The organism is Cnuella takakiae (genome assembly GCF_001953305.1).
Taxonomy (GTDB): Bacteria; Bacteroidota; Bacteroidia; order Chitinophagales; family Chitinophagaceae; genus Flavisolibacter; species Flavisolibacter takakiae.
Genome location: NZ_MTFE01000010.1, coordinates 4878077 through 4900634 on the forward strand (window position 1 = coordinate 4878077; position 22558 = coordinate 4900634).

The 22558-nt window shown below is 49.8% G+C and carries 18 protein-coding genes and 1 pseudogene; 9 read left to right on the top strand and 10 right to left on the bottom strand.

Annotation, left to right across the window (positions count from 1 at the left end; translation table 11 throughout):
- The 9 genes from porG to BUE76_RS20970 form a co-directional block, all read right to left on the bottom strand.
- Window positions 1-833 (bottom strand): type IX secretion system protein PorG (porG, locus tag BUE76_RS20930; protein ID WP_076026753.1); only part of this gene is annotated, 833 nt, incomplete at its 3' end.
- A 176-nt stretch (window positions 834-1009) separates the two neighbouring features.
- Window positions 1010-1888, bottom strand: a complete 879-nt coding sequence (locus BUE76_RS20935; protein ID WP_073044241.1) for an NAD kinase — start codon at window positions 1886-1888, stop codon at window positions 1010-1012.
- A 162-nt stretch (window positions 1889-2050) separates the two neighbouring features.
- Window positions 2051-3493: a POTRA domain-containing protein gene (locus BUE76_RS20940; RefSeq protein WP_158070014.1), complete on the bottom strand. Its 1443-nt coding sequence runs from the start codon at window positions 3491-3493 to the stop codon at window positions 2051-2053.
- 60 nt (window positions 3494-3553) lie between these two features.
- Window positions 3554-4213: a CBS domain-containing protein gene (locus BUE76_RS20945; protein WP_073044237.1), complete on the bottom strand. Its 660-nt coding sequence runs from the start codon at window positions 4211-4213 to the stop codon at window positions 3554-3556.
- A gap of 32 nt (window positions 4214-4245) precedes the next feature.
- On the bottom strand, window positions 4246-5022 hold the full coding sequence (locus BUE76_RS20950; RefSeq protein WP_073044235.1) for an alpha/beta fold hydrolase: 777 nt from the start codon (window positions 5020-5022) through the stop codon (window positions 4246-4248).
- Window positions 5023-5244: 222 nt separating this feature from the next.
- Window positions 5245-5772 (bottom strand): CvpA family protein, encoded by a 528-nt coding sequence (locus BUE76_RS20955; protein WP_073044233.1) that lies wholly within the window; start codon window positions 5770-5772, stop codon window positions 5245-5247.
- Window positions 5772-6224, bottom strand: coding sequence for a GatB/YqeY domain-containing protein (locus tag BUE76_RS20960; RefSeq protein ID WP_073044231.1), 453 nt, complete (start codon window positions 6222-6224; stop codon window positions 5772-5774). The genes BUE76_RS20955 and BUE76_RS20960 overlap by 1 nt, the downstream gene beginning before the upstream one ends.
- A 98-nt stretch (window positions 6225-6322) precedes the next feature.
- Complete coding sequence (gene gldC / locus BUE76_RS20965) at window positions 6323-6673, bottom strand: gliding motility protein GldC (RefSeq protein ID WP_173702666.1); 351 nt, start codon at window positions 6671-6673, stop codon at window positions 6323-6325.
- Window positions 6674-6898: 225 nt separating this feature from the next.
- Entirely contained in the window at window positions 6899-7933 is a 1035-nt protein-coding gene (locus BUE76_RS20970; RefSeq protein ID WP_073044229.1) for a glycosyltransferase family 4 protein, read from the bottom strand.
- A gap of 631 nt (window positions 7934-8564) precedes the next feature.
- On the opposite strand from BUE76_RS20970, the gene BUE76_RS20975 reads away from it, so the two are divergent.
- The 5 genes from BUE76_RS20975 (at window position 8565) to BUE76_RS20995 (ending at window position 15770) form a co-directional block, all read left to right on the top strand.
- On the top strand, window positions 8565-9290 hold the full coding sequence (locus BUE76_RS20975; RefSeq protein WP_073044227.1) for a DUF4290 domain-containing protein: 726 nt from the start codon (window positions 8565-8567) through the stop codon (window positions 9288-9290).
- A gap of 189 nt (window positions 9291-9479) precedes the next feature.
- Window positions 9480-10784 (top strand): UDP-N-acetylglucosamine 1-carboxyvinyltransferase, encoded by a 1305-nt coding sequence (gene murA / locus BUE76_RS20980; protein WP_073044225.1) that lies wholly within the window; start codon window positions 9480-9482, stop codon window positions 10782-10784.
- Between the two features lie 304 nt (window positions 10785-11088).
- Complete coding sequence (locus BUE76_RS20985) at window positions 11089-12009, top strand: PepSY-like domain-containing protein (protein WP_073044223.1); 921 nt, start codon at window positions 11089-11091, stop codon at window positions 12007-12009.
- A gap of 197 nt (window positions 12010-12206) precedes the next feature.
- Window positions 12207-13079: an aldose 1-epimerase family protein gene (locus BUE76_RS20990; protein ID WP_073044221.1), complete on the top strand. Its 873-nt coding sequence runs from the start codon at window positions 12207-12209 to the stop codon at window positions 13077-13079.
- Between the two features lie 225 nt (window positions 13080-13304).
- Window positions 13305-15770, top strand: coding sequence for a TonB-dependent receptor domain-containing protein (locus BUE76_RS20995; RefSeq protein WP_073044452.1), 2466 nt, complete (start codon window positions 13305-13307; stop codon window positions 15768-15770).
- Window positions 15771-15922: 152 nt separating this feature from the next.
- On the opposite strand, the gene BUE76_RS21000 is transcribed toward BUE76_RS20995, so the two are convergent.
- The gene (locus BUE76_RS21000; protein WP_073044220.1) at window positions 15923-16768 is read right to left on the bottom strand and encodes a helix-turn-helix domain-containing protein; all 846 of its coding nucleotides are present in this window, start codon (window positions 16766-16768) and stop codon (window positions 15923-15925) included.
- A gap of 276 nt (window positions 16769-17044) precedes the next feature.
- Between BUE76_RS21000 and gmk the strand changes: the two genes are divergently transcribed.
- The 4 genes and pseudogenes from gmk to BUE76_RS24035 all read left to right on the top strand — a co-directional run.
- Window positions 17045-17626, top strand: a complete 582-nt coding sequence (gmk, locus tag BUE76_RS21005; RefSeq protein WP_073044217.1) for a guanylate kinase — start codon at window positions 17045-17047, stop codon at window positions 17624-17626.
- A gap of 168 nt (window positions 17627-17794) precedes the next feature.
- Entirely contained in the window at window positions 17795-19054 is a 1260-nt protein-coding gene (locus BUE76_RS21010; protein ID WP_073044215.1) for a hemolysin family protein, read from the top strand.
- A 359-nt stretch (window positions 19055-19413) separates the two neighbouring features.
- On the top strand, window positions 19414-22008 hold the full coding sequence (locus BUE76_RS21015; protein WP_073044213.1) for a zinc-dependent metalloprotease: 2595 nt from the start codon (window positions 19414-19416) through the stop codon (window positions 22006-22008).
- A 212-nt stretch (window positions 22009-22220) separates the two neighbouring features.
- A pseudogene (locus tag BUE76_RS24035) lies at window positions 22221-22558 on the top strand (twin-arginine translocase subunit TatC); the annotation flags it as partial.

Genomic DNA, 22558 nt, shown 5'->3' on the forward strand with positions numbered 1-22558 from the left:
GTAGGGCATTTATAAGATTGCAGGTTAAAGGAGATAAAGAAGGTAGCGGTGGCAAACTGGTCGCGTTGCTGGCTATTACCCCGTTGTACCCCCTTGCCGCCAATGGGCGTTCCGGTTTCGTAAGACCGGTCCGACAGCAGCAATGCCGGTGAAGGGGTTCCATCAGGGTTGAGCGGGAACACTTCAGGCTCCACGAATGTCTTACTCACATCGTCCAGGTAATCGGTATTGGTAAAGCGGTGTACCAATTCTACTCCCACATTGATCCGGTCGTTGATGGCGTATTTCACACCCACACCAAAAGGAATGCTGACGGCCATGGAGTTGTAAGGCTTGCGGTCGGGGTAAAAGGTACTACCCTGCCCTTCGGTACCCAGCGGACGCAGAAAATATTTTTCGCCTCCCAGGTAAGCATAAGGGTCATAGTTGAAAAGACCCAAACCAAGGGTAACATATGGGGTAAAGTTCATACCCACTTCGCCCGGCAGAAAACGGTAAAAATTAAAATCTCCCTGCAGGGCCACCTCCCAGATATTGGAGTTGAAGCTGAGGTTGCGGCGGCGCATATAATCGTTGCGGGTATTATAGGTATCAGAATAACCAACACGGGCATAGTTAGCCGCAAGGCGAACAGCGATATAGTTGCTGAAATTTTTACGGAAAAACAACCCGCCTGCAAACTTGGGCCTGTTAAAGCGAGCCCGGGTATTGAGGTCGCCAAAATAATGAGCACCGCCCAACCCGATCCCAAACTCACCCTCCTGGACAATCGGATTCTGCGCTCCGGCAAAAAAAGGTACAGCAAACAACAAGATCACCAACAGTCTTCTCATAAAACAAATTAACAATACTAATGCTAAACGAAAAAAAGTGGTTTTTGGTATAACCCTGGGGGATATTGCATTAAATGAATAGTGCGTTTACAATCCGGAAGCACCAGTAACCGAGACCTAAAAAATATGGATGAGCTAATTTCAGGCCAAAGCTTTCAGGCCATCAGCCTGTTCCTTTAATTCCGCTTATCCAACCCCCAGCTAAGCTTGTTGCGCAGGGTTTGCAGGAAATTATTTTCATTAAGACGCACCAGGTTCAGCATAAAGCTTTCCTTGCGCACAGCCAGCAATACGCTTTTGTCCACAATTTCGCGGCGCGAGTCGAGTGCGCAGATAATATTGGGTGAGCGGCTTTCCACTTCAAAGGAAATAATGGCATTATCGGGTACCACTATGGGCCGCACATTGAGGTTGTGCGGGGCAATGGGGGTGATTACAAAAGAGCAGGCATCGGGAAAAACCACCGGGCCGCCACAACTCAAAGAGTAACCGGTAGAACCCGTAGGTGTGGACAGGATCAAACCATCCGCCCAGTAATTATTCAGCAGGTCGCCGTTGAGGTAAGTGCTGATTTTGATCATGGGTGCGATATCCTGCTTGTGGATGGAAAACTCGTTGAGGGCATAGGGGATATCACCAAAGAGCGGCAGGTTGGCATCGAGGTGTACCAGCGCCCGTTTATCTATAATAAAGGAGCGGCGGGCCAGGGAGCGGATGGCGTCCTGCATCTCGTCGCGGCCGATGGAAGCCAGAAAACCCAGCCTGCCGAAATTGATACCCACTACCGCAATGGGCCGGTTGCGCACCAGGGTAACGGCATCCAGCAAGGTGCCATCGCCACCAAGGCTTACGAAAAATTCAACATCATCGGAGAGGTCGGCAGCAGACAGGAAGGTCCGGGTATTTTCAGGCAGGCTGATATGTCCCTGCATCTGCTCCATAAAACTTTGGTGTACCACCGGTATCAAACCCTCGCGCTCCAGTTCATCAAAAAAAAGCTGAACGTCTTTTTGCTGGCTTTGTTCCAGCACTCGGCTATAAATGGCGACCTTCAAAATGTTTTGTTTAGTGCGAAAGAGTAAGGCTTATGGTTTTCGTATTGATGATGTGTGTTCCCGGAACTTTGTAATACAACCTTCTTACGGGCTGCACCTACCAGAACCTTCGATCAAAAAACGAACAACCAATCCTATCTCAGGTTTTTAATCTTATAGGATTTAGAAATAATCTTTGCGGTGCAAATTTAGACCGTTTTGACCGATCTGGTTGAAGCTCCACTCCAGCTTAATGATAAAGTCGTAAAAAGTGATGATGTCCAACCCCACCCCGCCCGATACCAGCACCCGGTTGGCCAGCGGGTTATCGCCGGGACGCGGGTTGTACACATAGCCCATATTGCCGTACACCTTTGCGTAAACTTTCAAGGGAATGTGGTTCAGGCGGCGAAATCTTTCGGACGGGATACCAATATTGGTACTAAATAGCTGGCGGGCCATGGTGGCTTTTGAATAACCGCCCATCACCCCGTCAATCACAAAGTACTCGTAACCCTGCATGTACATGTCGTTGAACCCTATCAGCGACTTGTTGAGGTCGGGTTGTTTGAAAGGCAGCTTAAGCATACCGGCGGTGCGCAGGTTAAAAAAGCTTTTGGGCGTTATGGGCCAGGACGCAGAAGTTTTCAAGTTCATCTGCCACACATTCAGCGGTCTTTTAAAACCTTTTTTGCTCACGCTGGCACTTACGATCAGCCCCTTGGTAGGATAGGGAATAAAGTCAACGTTGAAATAATCGACATTATAATACAACTCCGGCTGGCGCACCCGCTGGTGGTTAAAGGTATAGCTGGGGTTGATGGTCATGATGGTATCATCTACCATCTGGCTGGCATACCTGAAGCCAAAGCGGTGGGTGGTAAAGATGGCCGGTCGGTACCGCACTTCCGTAAAGGCATTGAAATAGGAGTAAACAAAGTTTTCGTCCTTAAAGGCCAGTTGCTTATTGCCTTGCGTCTTGTAGTTGATTTCCTTGTTCTGACCCATGGAGGCACCCAGGCTTGCCGACCACTTCATTTTTTTATCCAGAAACAATCCCTGGTAGGAAAAACCCAAAGCCCGCGTATAGCCATTGGTCACATTGAGGGTTGCCTTGTCGTTGAGGCCGGAGAAGTTCTTATGGGTAAACTTGATGCCGTAATTCACCCGGTTGAAGTCCATGCCTTTTTCCCGCATCCACTGCCCTACGTTGCGGTCGATCATTTTTACAAAAGGAAGGGGGTAGATATACCAGCGTTCGCGGAGGTCAATTTTTACGTAAGCCTCGTACCCGCGCAGCGAGCTAAGCGTTACCGTCACATCGAGGAACATACCGGTGTTCATCAGCCGCTTGCGCGACTCGGCGAGCTCGTCGGCCAGTTTGTTGAGTGCCATTTCCTGGCCGGCAGTAAAAGAAAGTTCGCGGTAAACGGCGCTGTTGCGGGTGTGTTTGTTGCCTTCGATCCGGATTTCTTTTACCCGGAACAAAGCGTCAGGTTCCTGCATTGGAATTTCTTCACGGCTTGAATACAGCAGTGTTTCACCGCCATCTGCCTCCTGGGCAATGGCCGCGCAACACAGCAGGATGCTGCAAAACAGTAGCAAGCAATGCTTTACCGTATTCATGGGGCTATGAATATAAACCATCTGCACTATAATGTACAGATATTGTACCCGCCTTTTTGCTTAGATGTTGAGGTAGTGCATGAGGTTGTCAAAGTTGCCCCTCAGCTCATTCTGGTACAATTCCTCACCAAAATAGTACTTGATATTGTACTCATAACGCTGAAATGTGGCTACAATTGCCGACACCTCGGTTTTTGAAACCCGTAGGGTAACCTGTGTAAGCCCGGTTTCGGGATCGGTGAAAGTATTCAGTTGGGTAATCTGCGCATCATTGCTTTCTACAATGCGGTTGATCTCGGTAAAAGAGTAAGCCCTGTTTTCCATCTCCAGCACAATGAGTGCGCCGGGGTCGTTGAGGCTCATGAAGCTCGAAGTATTGCGCAGCAGGTCGTTGTAGGTAACAATGCCCACCATCTGGCGGGATTCCACAACAGGCACCATGCTCAGCTTGTTCTGCACGGCTACCTGTATGGCTTTCAGGAAATGGTCGTTGGCTTCCACGGCTGTGCCGCCGGGGTCTGTCATCGGCAACTCATCCAGCCGGTTTTCATCATCGGAATGGAGCAACTGCTCTTCCGAGATGATGCCCAGGTACCGCTCCTCCTCCACAATCGGCAGGTGGGTAACATGGTAATCGTTCATCAGTTGTAAAGCCTGATAAACCTTGTCCTCCTTGTGCAGGTAGGGGATGGAATTCGATATGAGTTGTCGGGTTAACATGGTTACGGCCTTTGCAAAGAAGACAAGATAGCTCAGGCTACTGTTGCAGGCTCAGCCAGTTTTTTTAAAAATTTATGAAGGATCAGGTTGAACTCACCGGGCACTTCCATCATGGGCGCATGGCCGCATTTATCAATGAAGTGTAGTTCGGAGTTCGGGATAAGCTTGTGAAATTCGCGTGCCACGAAGGGCGGTGTAATGGTATCGTTGTTACCCCAGATGAGCAAGGTGGGCTGCTGGATGGCATTGAGCTCCTCGCCCAGGTTGTTGCGGATGGCGCTTTTAGCCAGGGCGATGATCTTGATCACCTTCAGGCGGTTGTTGGTAATACCAAACACTTCGTCCACCAGCTCGGTGGTAGCCATCTTGGGGTCGTAGAAAGTTACTTCCGTTTTTTTGCGGATGTACTCGTAGTCGCCGCGTTTGGGGTAAGTATCCCCCATTCCATTTTCAAAAAGTCCCGAAGACCCCGTAAGGATCAGGCTTTTGATCCGCTCGGGATGCTTGAGCGTGTACAGCAGGGCCACATGGCCACCCAGGGAATTTCCCAGCAGGTGTACCTTGGTGAGGTCCTTCATTTCCAAAAACTTGTGTACATGCTTGGCCAGACCGCTTACCGAAGTATGGAGCAGGTCCAGTTCAAAGAGCGGCAGCATGGGTACCACCACCCGGTATTGTGTTTTGAAATCTTCAATGAGGTCCATGAAATTGCTCAAAGCCCCAAAGAGTCCATGCAGCAAAACCAGCGGTTCGCCCTGTCCTTCCTCAATATACCTGAACTTGTTATGTTCCTTTACTTCGTATTGCATGTACTGTTCTTCCGATTGCTAAAATAGCGGATTTCAATTAAAAAGCTCATTTGGCCGCTCCCGGCCAAAGGGCACCAAAAGTGTTCCAGTGTAGGCAAGGCTACAATTGTGGACCAGGATCGAAGCATTCCGGATGTGGGATTTCAGATTTGTACAGGAATTGCCCGCTTAGTCGCTGAACCTGTCAGCAACTACCGAAAACCGGGATCATAACCTTAAAATCTACTTTGCCAATCCCTCAAAAAACCCTTCCAGTTGGGTAAACATATCCTTAAAGAAAGGCAGTACCACGCCCAATCCGTCGATTACTTTAGGTCCCAGTTCCGACAAGTAGGGATAAGTGGTAGAAGCGGCCTGCGTGGCGGGCTGCACCAGATTGAGTTTTGCGGCATAAAAAAGCAGCACGCTAAACACAAAAAGGTAGAGCAGGGCGTAGAACAAGAACCCTCCGATCCTGTTGGCCCAGCCCAGCATCACCGCCTGCAGGGATTTTTCAATCAGCCGGGCGCCCAGCTTCACCAGCAACACCACGCCCAGAAATACCAGTGCAAAGGCCAGGAAAGGCAGCCAGCGCTCCGACACCGAAACGTTTTGCCCCAGGTATTCGGCAGCCACTGCCGACAATTTGACGGCAGCAGCAAGCCCCACTACTACGGCAAGAAAAGAGAATATGGCCATCACCAACCCGTTGCGCCAGCCCTTGAACAGGGCCAGCACCAGGAGGCCGGCTACAATGCTGTCGATAAACATTATTTGGAGAGCAGGTCTTTAACGGCCGCGGAAATAGCTTTGCCATCGGCACGGCCGGCCAGCTTCTTGGTAGCCGCACCCATTACCTTACCCATATCGGCAGGCGAAGCAGCGCCTACCTCGGCAATAATAGCCTGCAGTTCGGCACGCAGCGAAGCCTCGTCCAACTGCGCGGGCAGGTACTGCTCAATCACCGCAATTTCTTCCTGCTCTTTTTGCGCCAGGTCGGGGCGTCCCTGTTGGGTGTAGATATCCAGTGAATCGCGCCGCTGTTTTACCATGCGTTGCAGCAGCTTGGTTTCGCCTTCTTCAGAAATAGCGCCGTTGGCGCCGGGTTCGGTTTTCGCCTTGATGATTTCGGCCTTAATGGCACGCAGACCGCGGAGTACAGGCTCGTTTTTCGCCTTCATTGCCTCCTTCATCTGCTCCATGATTTTTACTTCCAGACTCATGATGCTTGTTTTTGATCGTGAAACGTCAGTCGTGAACGGGGAGTGGTGAATGGATAATCAGGATTAAATAATACCCAATCACAAGTCACCAATCACCTTTAGCTCGCCTTATTATCCCGCATCTGAATTTCGCGGAACTTGTCGATAAAGCTGTTTGCAAAAGCCTTCATCTCGTTTACCAGCTCCGTTTGGCGGGTAGCACGGTCGAAGGTGTCGGCCATGGTAATAAATGTTTGGTAGTAGAAATCAGCCATCTCATCCACCATCATCTTCTGCGTCCACAGGTCGATGCGCAGGGCTGTTTTTTCCTGGCCATCCCAAAAGCCCACCATCATGGCTTTTGCCTTTTGGGGTGCCTCGGCGGTGCTTTCACTAGCCCGCCATTCAATATTTTCAGGAACCCGGTTTTCATCCAGGTCTACATCTATTACGATACTCGACTTGATCATTACGGTAAAAATTGAGCGGCGAAGGTAAAAAAAGAACCAGTGATAAACAGGATTATAAAAGGATGCAGCAGCGCAGCCGCTAGAGATTAAGGGCAATTGGCGCCTATGCATGGCGGATGCATACCCTTAGCCCAAAAACCAGGGCAATAAAAAGAATACATCCTTGTTTAGCATGATTGCAGCTTGCTATACATGGAGCCATCCGGCATTTCCATTTTGAACAAACTAGTACAACAGAGGCTGCCAGCTAAATTTCACCTGCTCCGCCAGTGCCGCTTCCCGGAGGCGCTGGTGTAAGCCTTCATCTTTATATATATACATCAGATGGTCGGCAAGGGCCACTTCATCGCCCGGTTCAAAATAAAGGCCTGCCGCTCCAACCCATTCCTTACAGGCATTGGTGGCAATAAGGGGCAGCTGCCAGGCGAGTGCCTGCAGCAAAGGATTTGGCGTATAGCCAGGTAAGGAAGGATAAACAAAACACCAGGCAGCAGCAAACAGGGACTCCACCACTTCGGGTGCAGGGGCTGCTACCAGCACCACATCTTCGCGGTATTTATAAGTGGCCAGCAGGTCTTCCAAGTCTTTCAACGGTTCGGGTTTGCCGGGTACAAGTACCAGTTTCCACCCCGATTTTTGCCGGCGCTTGAACCGGCTAAAGGCTTTAAGCAGGTTGATCAATTCGGCCTTTTGCGACAGAGCACCCTGGTACAGGAAGTATTCGGCACCGGCTGTAAAACGGTCCTTTACCAGTTGCGTATCCAGCTCCACCACGCTGCGGCCAGGCAAACAGCCATACACTACTGTTACCGGCTGCTTGTTCCCCGTAAGGCCAAGTACATTTTCACGGGCCTGCTTGTTGGCCACAAAAACAGGCAACCCTGCAAAGGCCTTTTTGCGTAGTTGCAGTACCCGCTTTTTCCTGAAATCATCAGCCGTAAGGATTAAAGCCGGCTTGGCCATACCCGCTACATAAGACGATATACCATAAAACAGTACGCGGTCAGCCTTAAGTTCCGCAACCTGCGCACGAAGGGCGCGGTGCTGCCGATATCGGCTCCAAAAGAACCTGGGACGTTGCAACACCACAACCTGCAGCCGCTCATGAGCACTTGCCGCATGGTGGCTATCGTAGGTAAACAGTACCAGCTTGGCAGGCGCATCATTCCGGGTAAAAAGGGTTACCAGTTGCTCCGGCCAACCTTCCCGGCCACCTGCAACTTCACCCGGCTCAAGCAAAGCGAAAAGGACTACCGTCATGCGGCCAAAGATAGGACAGGCAGCATTGCATGCTTTGCGCTTCCAAACCCCTGATCCAGAGCAGCAGCAAGCCGAGTTTGGGGAAACTGTTACCTAGTTTTTACGGTTAAATCATCAAGGGTGTTGTGATATGTCAACAAAATATAAGCACATGCAGCCTGCTTACTTATTGTTAAACTTTCCTTCCAATTGGTACCATATTTGTTTCTTTTCCATTGAACGCATTCGTGCTTCACCCTTAACACTACGAAATACTTATAAACGACCTCTTAGGTGGAAGAGGATGGTGGCTTGTAAAAGGGGCCTTGGTTCGGGGCCCCTTTCTTTATGGATCGCTGATTAAGCTGATTGATAAAGAAGATCTTGCTGATGGCTGCCTAAGGATTGAACTGATTGCTTTTTCATGCTCCAGTTCATTATTTACTTTTTACGCTACGTTTTTCCTTATTACATGTGATATCTCACACATACATCACTTGATTTTTTTTCATTTATGAGTGCTCACAGGAGCAATAAGCAGGAAACATGTAGGTACACACCCATCCGCGAAATTCAATCCCATCTTTCCATCTGCGATAAAAATCTGCGAAATCCCCTTCAATACCTTAGTATCTGATTACATTTGCCCAGTATGGAGTATAATACCACCAGAAATTATCTTGTGATGCGTGAATACGGACGCCACATCCAAAAGATGGTTGAGCACCTGCTCTCCATTGAGGACCCGGTGCGCCGCCAACAGCAGGCTCATGCCGTTATCGAGCTCATGGGCTTTCTGAACCCCCACCTTAAAAACGTTGAAGATTTCCGACATAAACTTTGGGATCACCTGTTTCTTATTTCCGATTTCAAACTGGAAGTAGAGTCACCTTATCCCATCCCCACACGGGAAACCCTGAAGAGCAAGCCCGACCCCCTGCCCTACCCCAAGCGTTATCCTAAGTTTTCACACCTGGGTAAAAACCTGGAACTGGTGATTGATAAGGCTTTGAAAGAAGAGAATCCCGAAAAGCGCAATGGCTTTGCCAATGCCGTAGCCTATTATATGAAGTTGGCGTATAGCAACTGGCACAAAGACCAGGTGCACGATGATGCCATTCAGGGCGAGCTGAGCGCCATCACCAACGGCCAGCTTGAGTTTACCAATACGCCTTATGTAAAGGCATTCCGTCCGCAGCAGGAAACCCGCGAACGCAATGGCAATACTTATGGCAACAAACAACACAAGTTTCAGCGCCGTAGCAATGGCAACAATGGTGGCGGTGGCGGCAACAATAACAATGGCAACCGCAGCAACAACAATGGCGGCGGTGGCAACCGGCACAACAACAATAACAATAAGAAAAGATTCAAGTAATCCCCGCTACCTACAAGGGTAAACTTGCATCGTACATACGTGAATAAGTTGATTGTCTTAGGTCAGTCAACTTATTTTTTTAATAGGAATACCAAATAAGGGTAATCATAAAGCGTGCAGGATTCTGAAGCTGACTTCGTGCAACTTCGTTTCTTTGTGCCTTCGTGGTTTAAAAATCCAGGCATTAACATGGCATCATTTGAAGTTATTGGCGGCAAGAAGCTCCAGGGCGAGATCATTCCGCAGGGTGCAAAGAACGAAGCATTGCAGATACTTAGCGCTGTACTGCTTACCTCCGAAAAAGTTACCATCGCCAACATACCGGATATCATCGACGTAAACCTGCTTATCGAACTGCTGCAGGACATGAACGTAAAAGTGGAACGCACCGAGCGGCATACCGCCACCTTCCAGGCCGATGATGTAAACGTAGATTACCTGCAAAGCGATGCTTTCAAAAAGAAGAGCGGCCGCCTGCGTGGCTCCGTGATGCTGGCAGGTCCCATGCTGGCACGTTTTAAAACGGCATTTATTCCCAAACCCGGTGGCGACAAGATTGGCCGCCGCAGGTTGGACACCCATATCCTCAGCTTTGAAAAGCTGGGGGCCCATTTTGATTATGAAAGCGGCGATGGCTTTTTTCACCTGCAAACCAGCGGGCTCAAGGGTACTTATATGTTGCTGGACGAGCCTTCAGTAACCGGCACTGCCAACGTGGTGATGGCTGCAGCTTTGGCCGAAGGCACCACCACTATTTACAACGCTGCCTGCGAGCCCTACCTGCAGCAGCTGTGTAAAATGCTCAACCGTATGGGTGCCAGAATCAGCGGCGTCGGCTCCAACCTGCTTACCATTGAAGGCGTGGAAAAACTGGGCGGCACCGAGCACCGCATGTTGCCCGACATGATCGAGATCGGCTCTTTTATTGGCATGGCAGCTATGACCCAGAGCGATATCACCATCAAAAACGTAAGCCTCGAAAACCTGGGCATCATTCCCGAAAAGTTCCAACAACTAGGTATCAAGATGAACTTTGTGGGTGACGACATACATGTGCCGGCACAGGACCTTTATGAGATACAATCTTTCCTGGATGGCGGCTCACTCACCATTTACGACAATCCCTGGCCGGGCTTTACCCCCGACCTGCTCAGCATTGTGCTGGTAGTGGCCACTCAGGCCAAAGGCTCGGTACTCATTCACCAGAAGATGTTTGAAAGCCGCCTGTTCTTTGTGGACAAGCTGATTGAAATGGGTGCCAATATCATCCTTTGCGATCCGCACCGCGCAGCGGTTGTAGGCCTGGGACGGAAATACCCCTTGCGTGGTATTTCCATGACCTCACCTGATATTCGTGCAGGTGTGTCGTTGCTTATTGCAGCACTCAGCGCAGAAGGCAAAAGCACCATTCAAAATATCGACCAGATCGACCGCGGTTACCAATACATTGACCAACGCCTGCAGGCACTAGGTGCAGACATCAAACGCGTATAAATCTTTTACCATGTACATCAAAGCCCGTGCAAGTGCACGGGCTTTTTTTTTCACAAGTGGGTTATACCCATTCAGGCAACAGTATCAAGTATAACGTAGTGCAACAAACGTAATTACTATTGCATCATTTTCTTTATATAAACATGCTGCCTGTCCCGAGAAAAAAATTCCAAAAAAGTTTCTGGTGCACTGTTAAACTTTTTATTGCGGGAACATTCCTAAAACCCGAAAACCCGTAATTGCTGCAAGGGCAGCCCAACTGCCTGCACGCAAAATTTACAACCAACACAACAAACAAACCCAGATGAAAACAATCAAAAACATCAACTGGCTTCTTGGCCTGCTGGCCTGCTGCACCCTGGCTTTTACTTCCTGCACCAAAGAGTCTTCCGACGCAACCAATGACCTTAGCGTTGATGCACAAACCATTGCTGTGGCCAATCCACAAACCACTGGCATCAGCGGCAACAACAGTGATGATGATACCGTGTATGTACTGCACGAATGCAAAGAGCGGGATGAGAAAGTAGCAGTTGCCGAAGCCAACCTTTCTGCCGACATCAAAACCTACCTGAGCACCAACTACAGCGGTTATACTTTTGTAAAAGCATTCAAGATCGTTGAACAGGGAGATGATAATGGCAATAAAGGACATATCGTGATTATTTATTACAACGATAAACCTGTAGCCCTGCGCTTTAATGCAGATGGCAGCTTTAAAAAAGTATTGGAGCAAAGGGAAAAAAAAGACGTACGTGGTAAAGGATGGCACCTGGGTGGCCGCTTTCAAAGCCGCAGCGGACTGATGCAGGATACCGTTGCACTTGCTGATATTCCCGTTGGCATCACTACCTTCTTTCGTGCTACTTATGGTACCGACACCCTTACCCGTGCATATAAAGTACACCAGGGCGGTTACCTGTTGCTTTCAGTAAACAATGGTGTTTATGCAACCGCATTTAGCGCCACAGGCAGTTTCTTTAAAAGAATCAGGCTCAATGCACGTGAAGGTAAGGCTGCCGCCATCGAAGCCGCCGCATTACCCGCTGCCATCACCAATTACCTCACCACTACCTATCCCGGATATGTATTCAACCGCGCATATACCATCAGCGCCAATGGTGCCATCAAAGGATATGTGGTAGTAATAGACGCCAATAACACCCGTTATGGTCTTGCATTCGATGCCAACGGCAATTTCGAAGCAGCCAAAGTGATCCGATAGTTTTGTTATGGTAAGCAAAAACAAAAAGCCCCTGGAGTGCAAACTCCGGGGCTTTTTTCTTTGGGGCTGAATTGAAGAAGTATAGATTTCGGATTTGGGATTGCGGCAGTTATTGCTTGAAGCAAGCCTTCTTTTTGTAATGGAGTTCCGAAAACCGAAATCGCACATCCGAAATCCGCTTGCCCTACATTTGCTTTATGTACACACTGGAGAACGAAATCCTGCTCGTAAACATCGTAGCCAAGGGTGCCGAGCTCACCCGTATTTACCACAAGCAGCACCAATTGGAATACCTGTGGGATGCCAGGCCCGAGGTGTGGGGTAAGCACTCGCCAGTGCTGTTTCCGATTGTAGGCACGCTCAAGGAAAATACCTTTTTCTACGAAGGACAAGCTTACCAGCTTTCCCGCCACGGGTTTGCCCGCGACCGCGAGTTTGAAGTAAGCGACCAATCGGCCAACAGCATCCGCTTCACCCTGCGCAACGATGAAACTACCGCAGCGGTATTTCCCTTTGCTTTTGTTTTTTCGCTCACCTACAAACTGGAGGGCAACCGCCTGGCAGTTTCTTACCAGGTATCAAACCCCGACACAACAAAACCCCTTTATTTCTCCGTTGGCGCACACCCTGCATTCAGGTTGCCCTTGGAGCCCGGGCTGGCTTATGAAGATTACCGCCTGGTATTCAACAAAGCAGAACATGCAGGCCGCTGGCCCATCACCCAAGATGGCTTGATTGATACCACGCCACAAGCCTTGCTGGAAAACACCAGCGAGCTGCCTTTGCACAAAGAACTGTTTGCAAAAGATGCCCTGGTGCTCAAACACCTGCAATCAGATAGTGTAACCCTGCGCACCGAAAAATCGGAACGTGGGCTGCAGTTCGATTTTCCCGGTTTTCCTTTCCTTGGATTGTGGGCAGCTCCCGGAGCCGATTTCCTTTGTATTGAGCCCTGGTGCGGTATTGCCGACAGCGTAACCCATAACCAGCAATGGACCCAAAAAGAAGGCATCATCCACCTGCCGGCAGGAGCTAACCTCACGGCTTCCTGGTCAGTCAGCCTGTTTTAACCCTGCGTTCTTTGCGTCAAAACTTTGCGCCCTTTGCGATACTACCGGGTATCTCAAAGGGCGTTTCTGTTTCCCCGGCATCCCCCTGAATTGCATGTAATTTTACGACACGACACTTTTCGTAGAACGACTGAAATCCTCCACTTAGCCCTGCCCTTTTCCGCTGCTTTTACTTTAGGTCCCAAACCTTGTCGCTTTCTTCTTGCTTTGACCAAAACCAACAAGATGAAAGCCTTTGCCCTTGCCCTTAACCTATTACTGCTGACCCTTACAACCTTTGCCCAGGCACCGAAAACAATTGAAGTGCAGGTACAGACAGCAGCCAAACAGCCCATAGAAAACGCAACCGCTGAACTGTTGCGGGCCAGCGATTCGGCACTTGTAAAAGCAACGATTACGGATAAAACCGGTGTTGCAAGCTGGGAGTCGGCTGCTGCAGGCAACTACCTGGTGCGGGTAAGTTCAGTAGGATACGAGCCATACCTATCCGCAGTTTTCCAGGTGCAGGCAGGTACCCCATTACAGTTGCCCGCCATACTACTGGCTGCACAAAAAAACACCCAGATGCAGGGCGTGACCGTTACCGCAAAAAAGCCTTTTATTCAAAAGTTAAACGACCGCATTGTGGTGAATGTGGAAAGCTCCATTATTAGTGCCGGCTCCAGCGCTATTGATGTACTGGAGCGGTCGCCCGGCGTTACCATCGATCAGAATGATATTATCAGTTTGCGGGGTCGTTCGGGTGTCATCATCATGATTGACGGCAAGCCCACACCCATGACCGGCGCCGATCTCGCCAATTACCTCAGAGGCCTGCCCAGCAATGCCATTGAGCGCATTGATATCATCACCAATCCATCGAGCAGGTACGACGCTGCAGGCAACTCGGGCATCATTGATATCCGCATGAAAAAAGACCAGCGACTGGGCGCCAATGGTACGCTCACTGCCGGATACAGCCAGGGCATTTATCCAAAGGCAAATGGCGGCGCCACGTTTAATTACCGCAACAAAAAGGTGAACCTGTTTGGCAACTACAACTATGCGTACCGCCAAATAATGAACCACCTTTTTATCAACCGTAATTTTTACGAAAAAGGCGTATTCAAAGGGTCGGATGATAAGGACAATTATGCCGTGATGCAGATGAACGCGCATACGACCCGCGTAGGTGCCGATTTCTTTCCTTCAAAAAAGAGCATCATCGGGATTGTGGTAAACAGCAACTTCAACAAGTTTGGCCGTACTGCGTTGATCAAAACCGATGTGAATGACCCGCAGTACCAACCCGATTTCATGTTTACTTCTATTGGCACCAACGACGACAGCTTTGGCAACACCGTAGCCAATATCAACTTCAAACACAGCTTCGACAGCACGGGCCGCGAGCTGACTGCAGATGTGGACTATGGTGTGTTCGATAATCGCTCGCTTACCCGTACTGCCAGCCGTTTCTACAACCTCAATGGCACACCCAAACGCGAAGATGACATATTGGACGGCGACCAGACCGGCAAGCTGATTTTGCGTACCGCAAAAGCCGATTATGTACAAAAGCTAAAAGGCAGCGTGAAGATGGAAACTGGGTTTAAAACGAGTTATGTTTCTTCCGACAACGATGCCCGATTCTTCAATGTATATCTCGATGAAACCGTTGTGGACGACACCAAAACCAACCGGTTTTTCTACAAGGAATACAACAATGCAGCTTACCTGAACCTGAGCAAGGAATACAAGAAGTTCAACCTGCAGGTAGGCCTGCGTGGCGAGCAAACCAATGTGCGCACCCGGCAGCAGAAGAACGACCAGAAATTCCAAATGGATTATTTCCAGCTCTTTCCAAGTGCCTTCTTCAATTATAAGCTGAAAGAAGACCAAACCCTTGGCCTATCAGTAAGCCGCCGCATCGACCGGCCGGGTTATTCCCAACTTAACCCATTCCTGTTCCAGATTGATGCGACGATCTACTCAACCGGTTCGCCCAACCTGAAGCCGCAGTTTACCTGGAGTTATGAAGCCAATTACACCGTTAAGCAGGTAAACTTTACACTGGGTTATAGTCATACCACCAACCCGCACAATATGGTACTGTCGAAGATCCTGGATGTGATACCGAATTTTGAGATCAAACCGGGCCAGGACTCAAACATTACCGTGCAGATTCCGGTGAACCTGAAGGCTTCCGACTATATAGGACTGACAGCCACCGTGCCGGTGAAGATTGCATCGTGGTGGAACATGATGAACAACGCGGAAGTTTTCTACAACCATTTTAGCGGCAACTTGGGTGGCGCACAACTGAGCAATGGCAAACCGGCAGCCAACCTGCGCACCAATAACACCTTCACTTTTAAAAAGGGTTGGCAGGCAGAACTGAATGCCAATTACAACTCGGGCGGCCAATACGGGTATATGGTGGTGCGTTCGCAGTGGGGACTGGCAACAGGCGTGCAAAAACAAATCATAAAAGGAAAAGGAACCCTGCGGGCCAATTTCACGGATCTCTTTTGGACCAACCGGCCCAGGGCAAGAGTGGAATACGAAGGCAGCTATATCGAGAACTGGCATGCCTACCGCGACAGTCGCGTAGCCAGCCTGACGTTTACTTACCGCTTTGGCAATAGCAAAGTGCAACAGGCACGCCGCCGTACCACAGCTTCAGAAGAAGAGACCAGGAGGGCAGGAAATTGATGACAGGGTGACGGACGATGGAACGTGGACGATGGACCATAGACCACGGACGACGGACAACAGACGACTTTGGAAAATTCCTTTCGTTGCCTGTTGCTAGTCGTCCGTGGTCTTTTGCATAAGATGATCGGCGCAGCAAAACCACGCCCCATTCACACCACTACCTTGCGGATCTTCAGGTGCGGGCTTACCAGCTCAATGTGCTGGTGGTTCAGGAATGCTGTGAGGTGTTTGTAAAAATGACTGTAGTCGTAGTAACCAAACCTGCGGTAGTCAAAAGCTGCCGCATCATGCACCAGTTCCTCTACCGCCTTGCGGATGCGCAGCAGTTGCAGGGCCTGTTTGCTGCTGACACCGGTTGCTTTTTCAAAGTAGCGCTGCAGGGTGCGGGTAGTGATGCCATGCTTTTGTGCAATGGCGTCAATAGAAGGAGCGAACTGGTGGCGCGAAGTGCATTGCCCCAATACATCGGTAACCACAGATACTGCCTGCAGGGTACCCTTGTACTGTTCAATAATCTCGCTGTAATAGTTGGAAATGAGCGCTACTCGTTTGCCAAAATCGGGAGCGCTTTTTACAGCCTCCACAATCCTTCGGTCGATCAGGTAGGCCAGCGGAAAGATATACGCGCGGTACTCGCGGAAATTGACTTTTTTCTGAAACAATACCGGTGACACTTTAAACTTGATACCAAAAATGCGATTGCCCACCTGGTGGTGACAGATCATATGTTTGTTGCGTGGCAAAAATCCGTCGCCTTTTACAGGATAGGACTCCTCTTCCAGTTGCATCACGAAGGGGGTGCCCAGGTTGATCAGGTAAGTGTACCCAATGTTTGGGAATAGGGCATCGGAAAAACCTTGCGGGTATTGCGACCACAGCGGGTCAAAATCTGTTTCCCAAAAAAAATCGATAAACTGCGCCAGTGCACCATTTGCCTTTTTGCGGTGGTAGCGTGTTTCAAAGTGGGTGGTATGAAAAAACTCGATGTGTTGCATCGTTGGTAGTTTAGATGTCGGATGGTTTAGGAGTTTAGCGGCAAGGCTTCGGATACCGGGCCCAGGTTTCTATAACGGTATGCCTGTTCCCTAAAGCGGCAGAACGGCAGGTACCATTTATTACAAAATTGAAGCATAAGTAAAGTTGGGAACAGGAGAAACTACCCCTGTGGCGGCAATCAGGGCTGAACGGCGGGAATGGCACCCAAACCGCTAACTTTGCCCGCTCATAAGGTGTTTTGACGATTGAAGATTCACCGATCACCATTCACAATCATGACCATCAATACCCAACAGAAGATCATCATTCTCACCGCGCCGTCGGGTGCGGGTAAAACTTCCATCACCCGCCGGCTGCTGGGCAACCACCCCGACAAACTGGCTTTTTCTATTTCGGCCGCTACCCGCAACCCGCGTGGCACCGAAAAGAACGGCATTGACTATTACTTCATGAGCCCCAGTGAGTTTACCAACAAGATCCAGCACGAGGAGTTTATTGAATGGGAGATGGTGTACGAAGGCAAGTACTACGGCACCCTCAAAACAGAGCTGCAGCGCATCTGGAGCGAGGGCAAAACGCCCCTGCTGGATATTGATGTAAAAGGCGCCATACACGTGCAGCAGCAGTTTACCGAAAGTACCATGTCCCTGTTTATCGAGCCGCCCAGCATCGAAGAGTTGCAGCGCCGCCTCCACAGCCGTGGTACCGAAACCGCAGATTCGCTGGAAGCCCGCATCAACAAAGCGGCCTACGAGCTTTCCTTCAAACATTCCTTTCACCATGTGATTGTGAACGACGACCTGGAAAGAGCTTGTGATGAAGCGGAACGATTGGTTCTGGAGTTTATCAACCGGTGATTTGCAGGATTTGATAAGGATTTAAAGGGAAAGGTGATCCGAGAAGCGTACAATCTACTTGGGCTATTAAAAACCTCTTGTAAAGAATCTTGTATTCCCGTATAAAAGGACAGGTCATATCAATCCTTTTAAAATCCTTTAAATCACTGGTTTGCTTAAATTTAAATTATGATCGTCGTCCCTACGCTAGTCTGGTTTGTGGTCACCATCCTGATGATGGGCTTTTTTGCAGGCATTGAGATGGCCTTTTACAGCGCCAACCGCTTCAACGTGGAATTAAAGCGCAAACAGGGGAAACCCGGCGCGGAACTCCTGGCCAAACTCTTCCAGCACCCCGAATCCTTCCTGGCTACCAACCTTATAGGCTATACCATCTTCCTGGTGTGTTTTGCCCTGATGTTTTCGATGGTGATGCAGCCCGTTTGGAATTACATCGGGCTGGGTGAACAAAGCCAGTACACCATTTTCGCCGATATCTTTATTGCCACCATCATCGTACTGATCTTCGCCGAATTTATTCCCCGCGCTTTTTTCCGGGCAAGGGCCAACACCCTGCTGTCCCGGCTGGTGTGGATCATCAACCTGTTCTACGGCATCCTCCAACCTATTGCGCAGCTTTTTATCGGCATTTCCAACTGGATGCTGCAATACGTGTTCAACGTAAGGGTAAACGAAAAGAAGGACGCTTTTTCCCGTATTGATGTGGAAACCCTTTTCCAACAGTCGGACGAAAATGAATATGAACCCCAGGAGCTCAACACCGACCTGTTTGAGAACGCACTGGAACTGCCCAAGATAAAAATCCGCCAGTGCCTGGTGCCCCGCAAGGAAATTATCGGCATCGAAAGCAAAGCCAGCATTGCGGAGGTAAAACAGAAATTCATCGATACCCAGCTGTCCAAACTGGTGGTGTACGAGCAAAACATCGACAATATCCTTGGCTATATCCACCAGCTCGACCTGTTTAAAAAGCCCACAACCATACAGGATGTGCTCCTGCCCATCCCTGCGGTACCCGCCAGCATGAGCGCCACCGACCTGATCAACAAGTTTACCCGCGAACGCAAAAGCATCGCCTGGGTGGTAGACGAATTTGGCGGAACGGCGGGTATTGTCACCATGGAAGACGTACTGGAGGAAATCTTTGGCGAAATCCACGACGAATACGACAGCGAAGAGTTTGTGGAAAAACGCCTTTCTGAAAACGAGTACATGTTCTCGGGCCGGCTGGAGCTGGACTACTTATCCGAAAAATACAACCTCGAATTTCCCAATACCGATTCCGAAACCCTGTCGGGCTACATCATCAACTACCACGAAACCATTCCACAACAAAAGGAGCGCATCATTGTGGACGATTACGAATTCGACATACTGAGTGTGAGCGACACAAGGATTGAAATGGTGAAGCTGAAGATTTTGAAGTAGCCGGGAAAGACAGAAAAGACAGTTAAGGAGAGAGCAGTTGACCCGGCGAAAAGCCTGCTGGCAACTGCTCTTTTTATTTTCGGCTATAAAGCAGGCAGGTTGGCCGATAAGTGTAATACATGCGTCTTTTCTAAGCTAATTTACCCGCCAAATCGGAAGGTATAGCGGATATGGAGCATTACGGGAAGATGCATGCAGTTCTTTTCATAATATGCAATAACTTAATGGGTCGAAACGACTACAGTCCACAAGTGCTGTCTACGCCTTTTTCCGGTTACCCCAGCATCCAGCCGTTTGTCCTTACCATGAAACGCCCATCACCGATTCAATTTATTCTTGTAAGCTAATCAACCGCCGATATGACATCCCGATCCCTGCTCCTGGTAGCCTGTCTTTGTGCGTCTACCTTTAGCAATGCTCAGAAGAAGGGGAAAAAAGCCCCGCAGGTGCAGCCGCCCCTTGCCGTTGCCGATACAGTAAAGCCCAAAAAGCCTGCTACCCCGCCGGGCATTACCGATAAGGTAAAAAGCAGCCGTAAAAACGAAGGGCTTTTTACCATTTTCCAGGATACTGCTACGGGCTCCGTACAGTTGTATGTGCGTAAAGAACAGCTGGGTAAGGAATACATTTACCAGAGCTTTTCCATCAACGGACCAAATGCGCTGTTCCTGAACCAAAGCATGCACCGCAGCAATTTTGTGTTCACCATCAAAAAATCTTTTGACAGGCTGGAACTGAGCAGGGTAAATACCAATTTTTACTACGACTCCACCAATGCCGTAAGCAAGAGCAAGGATGCCGACAAACCCGAAGCCATCGTGCTTTCCGAGAAAGTAGCGGCGGAAGATTCTTCCGGCTACCTCATTGCCGCCGACGGGCTTTTTCTTTCAGAAAAAATGGACCCCGTTAAACCGGCAGCGCAGCCTTCTTTCTTCAGCATGCCCTCCTTTAACCTGGGCAGCCTCAACCCCATGAAGTCGCGCTATGCTGCGGTACGCTCCTTTCCCAACAATACCGATGTAGTGGTGGACCTGGCCTACGATAACCCAATGGCCTTTGTATCGGGCGGCCCCGACATCACCGATGCCCGCTACGTAAGGGTGCGGATGCAGCATTCGCTTATGGAAATGCCCCAAAACGACTTTACGCCCCGCAGCGACGATCCCAGGGTGGGCTATTTTACCCAAACCGTTAACGACCAGACCAGCATTAAGGCTACCCCCTATAAGGATATGATCAACCGCTGGTACCTCAAGAAAAAAGATCCTACAGCTGCTGTGAGCGAACCGGTGGAGCCGATCGTTTTCTGGATCGAAAACACCACCCCCAAAGAGTACCGCCAGGTGATCATGGAAGCAGGCCTGAAGTGGAATGCGGCTTTTGAAAAGGCAGGTTTCAAGAATGCCGTGGAGATGAAGATCATGCCCGATACCGCTACTTGGGACCCTGCCGATATCCGTTATAATGTGATCCGCTGGGTGGCTTCGGCCAGCCCCAGCTATGGCGCCATCGGGCCTTCCTTTGTCAACCCCCGCACCGGACAGATTTTGGGTGCTGATATTACGGTGGAATGGGCCAGTGGCAGCGGTACCCCCAATATTGCCGAACTGCTGACCGCAGAAAAACCCAAGGCGGCTTTTGAAAATCATATCAAGGCCATCCCGGAAAGCCATACCGCCAACTGCGCCATTGCAGGCGAGTTGCAGGCGCAAATGGTTAGCGCCTCTACGGCCCTCGAAGCCATGGATGCCAGCCCTGCGGAAATTGGCGATATGCACCAGCAGTTTCTCACCTACCTCATCATGCATGAAATGGGGCATACCCTTGGCCTCAACCACAACATGAAGGCCAGCCAAATGTGGAGCCCCAAAGAGATCAACAATAAAGAACTTACCCGCAAATACGGTCTTATTGGCTCGGTGATGGACTACCCCGCGGTAAACGTTTCGGCCGACCGCAAAAAGCAGGGCGACTATTACACCACCCTGGCAGGTCCCTACGATGAATGGGCCATCCAGTATGGCTATGCTTCTTTTGCCGCAGGCAATGAAGAAGAAGGTTTGAAAAAGATCCTGTCGCGCAGCACCGATCCCAAGCTGGTCTTTGGCAACGACGGCGATGATATGCGTTCGCCCGGTAAGGCCATCGACCCCCGCGTAAACGTAAACGACCTTTCCAGCGATGCCATGGCCTATGCCGAAGAGCGCTTCAAACTGGTCAACAACCTGATGCCCAAACTGGTAGCCAAGTACAGCAAACCAGGCCAGAGCTACCAGGAGCTGCGGGTACGCTACAATGCCTTGCAAAACCAGCGCTTTAACATGATTGCGGCCATCAGCCGTTATGTAGGCGGCGTGTATGTAGACCGTTCTTTCCCCGACCAGCAGTCGAAGAACAAACCCTTTACGCCGGTTTCGCTGGCACAGCAAAAGCGGGCCATTTCCCTGCTCAACAAGTACGTATTTGCGCCCAGTGCCTTTGCCGCCGATGCACCCGTATTTGCCTACCTCCAGTTGCAGCGCCGTGGCTTCAACCAGCCTGCAACAGGTGAAGATTTCAAGGTTACTGGCATAATGCTAAACCAGCAGCTCAACGGTGCACTGGCGCATATCTTTCACCCCCTTACCCTGCAGCGCATGACCAACACCCGCATGTACGGCAACCAGTACAGCGTAGCCGCCATGATGCAGGATGTAACGGCCGGCATCTTTGCCGCCGACCTCAAGGGTAATGTAAATGTGTACCGCCAGAACCTGCAAACCGCTTATGTGCAGGGACTGAAAGGCATTGTGGAAGACCGCATGTCGTACGACGATATTGCCAAGGCTGCCGCTTTCCATACCCTGAGAAAGATCAAGAACCAGCTGGCCACTGCCGTTTCCACCAACGAGGAAACCAAGGCGCACCGGGCAAGTTTGATGTTCCAGATTGACAAAGCATTAGAAATTAAATAGTTTTTGGTTTTTAGTTTTTGGTTTGAGGTAACAACAAACCAAAAACCAAAAACTTCAAACAGCATATTTGTTCTTTTTCCAACGAGACTCCTACCGGGGTCTTTTTTTATGGTAACTTCCGCCGCCAATTATCTTTGCGCCACCTTTTTACGTAGATTGAACCGATGGCTTTGAAACTGTTTAATAGAACTGCCGGCGAAACCAAGGCCGAAATGTCGTTTGTAGACCACCTGGAGGTGCTGCGCGGACACCTGTTCCGCTCCGTGATCGCCATTGTAGTAGGCGCTATAGTAGTAGGCATTTACAATAAGTTTGTTGTACGCAATATCCTGATGGGGCCTACCCATTCCGATTTTCCTACCTACCGGCTGATGTGCCGCATCGGTAATGCCATGGGTCTGGGCAAATCCATGTGTATCGAGGATTTCAGTGTGCCCATGCAAAACACTGCGGTGGGCGGCCAGTTATCCATGTTTTTTTCCGTGGTACTGATTGGTGGTCTGATCCTCGCATTCCCTTATGTGTTTTACGAGTTCTGGCGTTTTGTAAA

Coding starts and splice junctions, on each gene's coding strand:
- BUE76_RS21010 (WP_073044215.1), top strand. CDS start 17,795: ATGATCGTCGTCCCTACGCTAGTCTGGTTTGTGGTCACCATCCTGATG.
- murA (WP_073044225.1), top strand. CDS start 9,480: ATGGCATCATTTGAAGTTATTGGCGGCAAGAAGCTCCAGGGCGAGATC.
- BUE76_RS20960 (WP_073044231.1), bottom strand. CDS start 6,224: ATGAGTCTGGAAGTAAAAATCATGGAGCAGATGAAGGAGGCAATGAAG.
- BUE76_RS20990 (WP_073044221.1), top strand. CDS start 12,207: ATGTACACACTGGAGAACGAAATCCTGCTCGTAAACATCGTAGCCAAG.
- BUE76_RS20995 (WP_073044452.1), top strand. CDS start 13,305: ATGAAAGCCTTTGCCCTTGCCCTTAACCTATTACTGCTGACCCTTACA.
- BUE76_RS20945 (WP_073044237.1), bottom strand. CDS start 4,213: ATGTTAACCCGACAACTCATATCGAATTCCATCCCCTACCTGCACAAG.
- BUE76_RS21000 (WP_073044220.1), bottom strand. CDS start 16,768: ATGCAACACATCGAGTTTTTTCATACCACCCACTTTGAAACACGCTAC.
- BUE76_RS21015 (WP_073044213.1), top strand. CDS start 19,414: ATGACATCCCGATCCCTGCTCCTGGTAGCCTGTCTTTGTGCGTCTACC.
- BUE76_RS20970 (WP_073044229.1), bottom strand. CDS start 7,933: ATGACGGTAGTCCTTTTCGCTTTGCTTGAGCCGGGTGAAGTTGCAGGT.
- gldC (WP_173702666.1), bottom strand. CDS start 6,673: ATGATCAAGTCGAGTATCGTAATAGATGTAGACCTGGATGAAAACCGG.
- BUE76_RS20940 (WP_158070014.1), bottom strand. CDS start 3,493: ATGAATACGGTAAAGCATTGCTTGCTACTGTTTTGCAGCATCCTGCTG.
- BUE76_RS20975 (WP_073044227.1), top strand. CDS start 8,565: ATGGAGTATAATACCACCAGAAATTATCTTGTGATGCGTGAATACGGA.
- gmk (WP_073044217.1), top strand. CDS start 17,045: ATGACCATCAATACCCAACAGAAGATCATCATTCTCACCGCGCCGTCG.
- BUE76_RS20955 (WP_073044233.1), bottom strand. CDS start 5,772: ATGTTTATCGACAGCATTGTAGCCGGCCTCCTGGTGCTGGCCCTGTTC.
- BUE76_RS20950 (WP_073044235.1), bottom strand. CDS start 5,022: ATGCAATACGAAGTAAAGGAACATAACAAGTTCAGGTATATTGAGGAA.
- BUE76_RS20985 (WP_073044223.1), top strand. CDS start 11,089: ATGAAAACAATCAAAAACATCAACTGGCTTCTTGGCCTGCTGGCCTGC.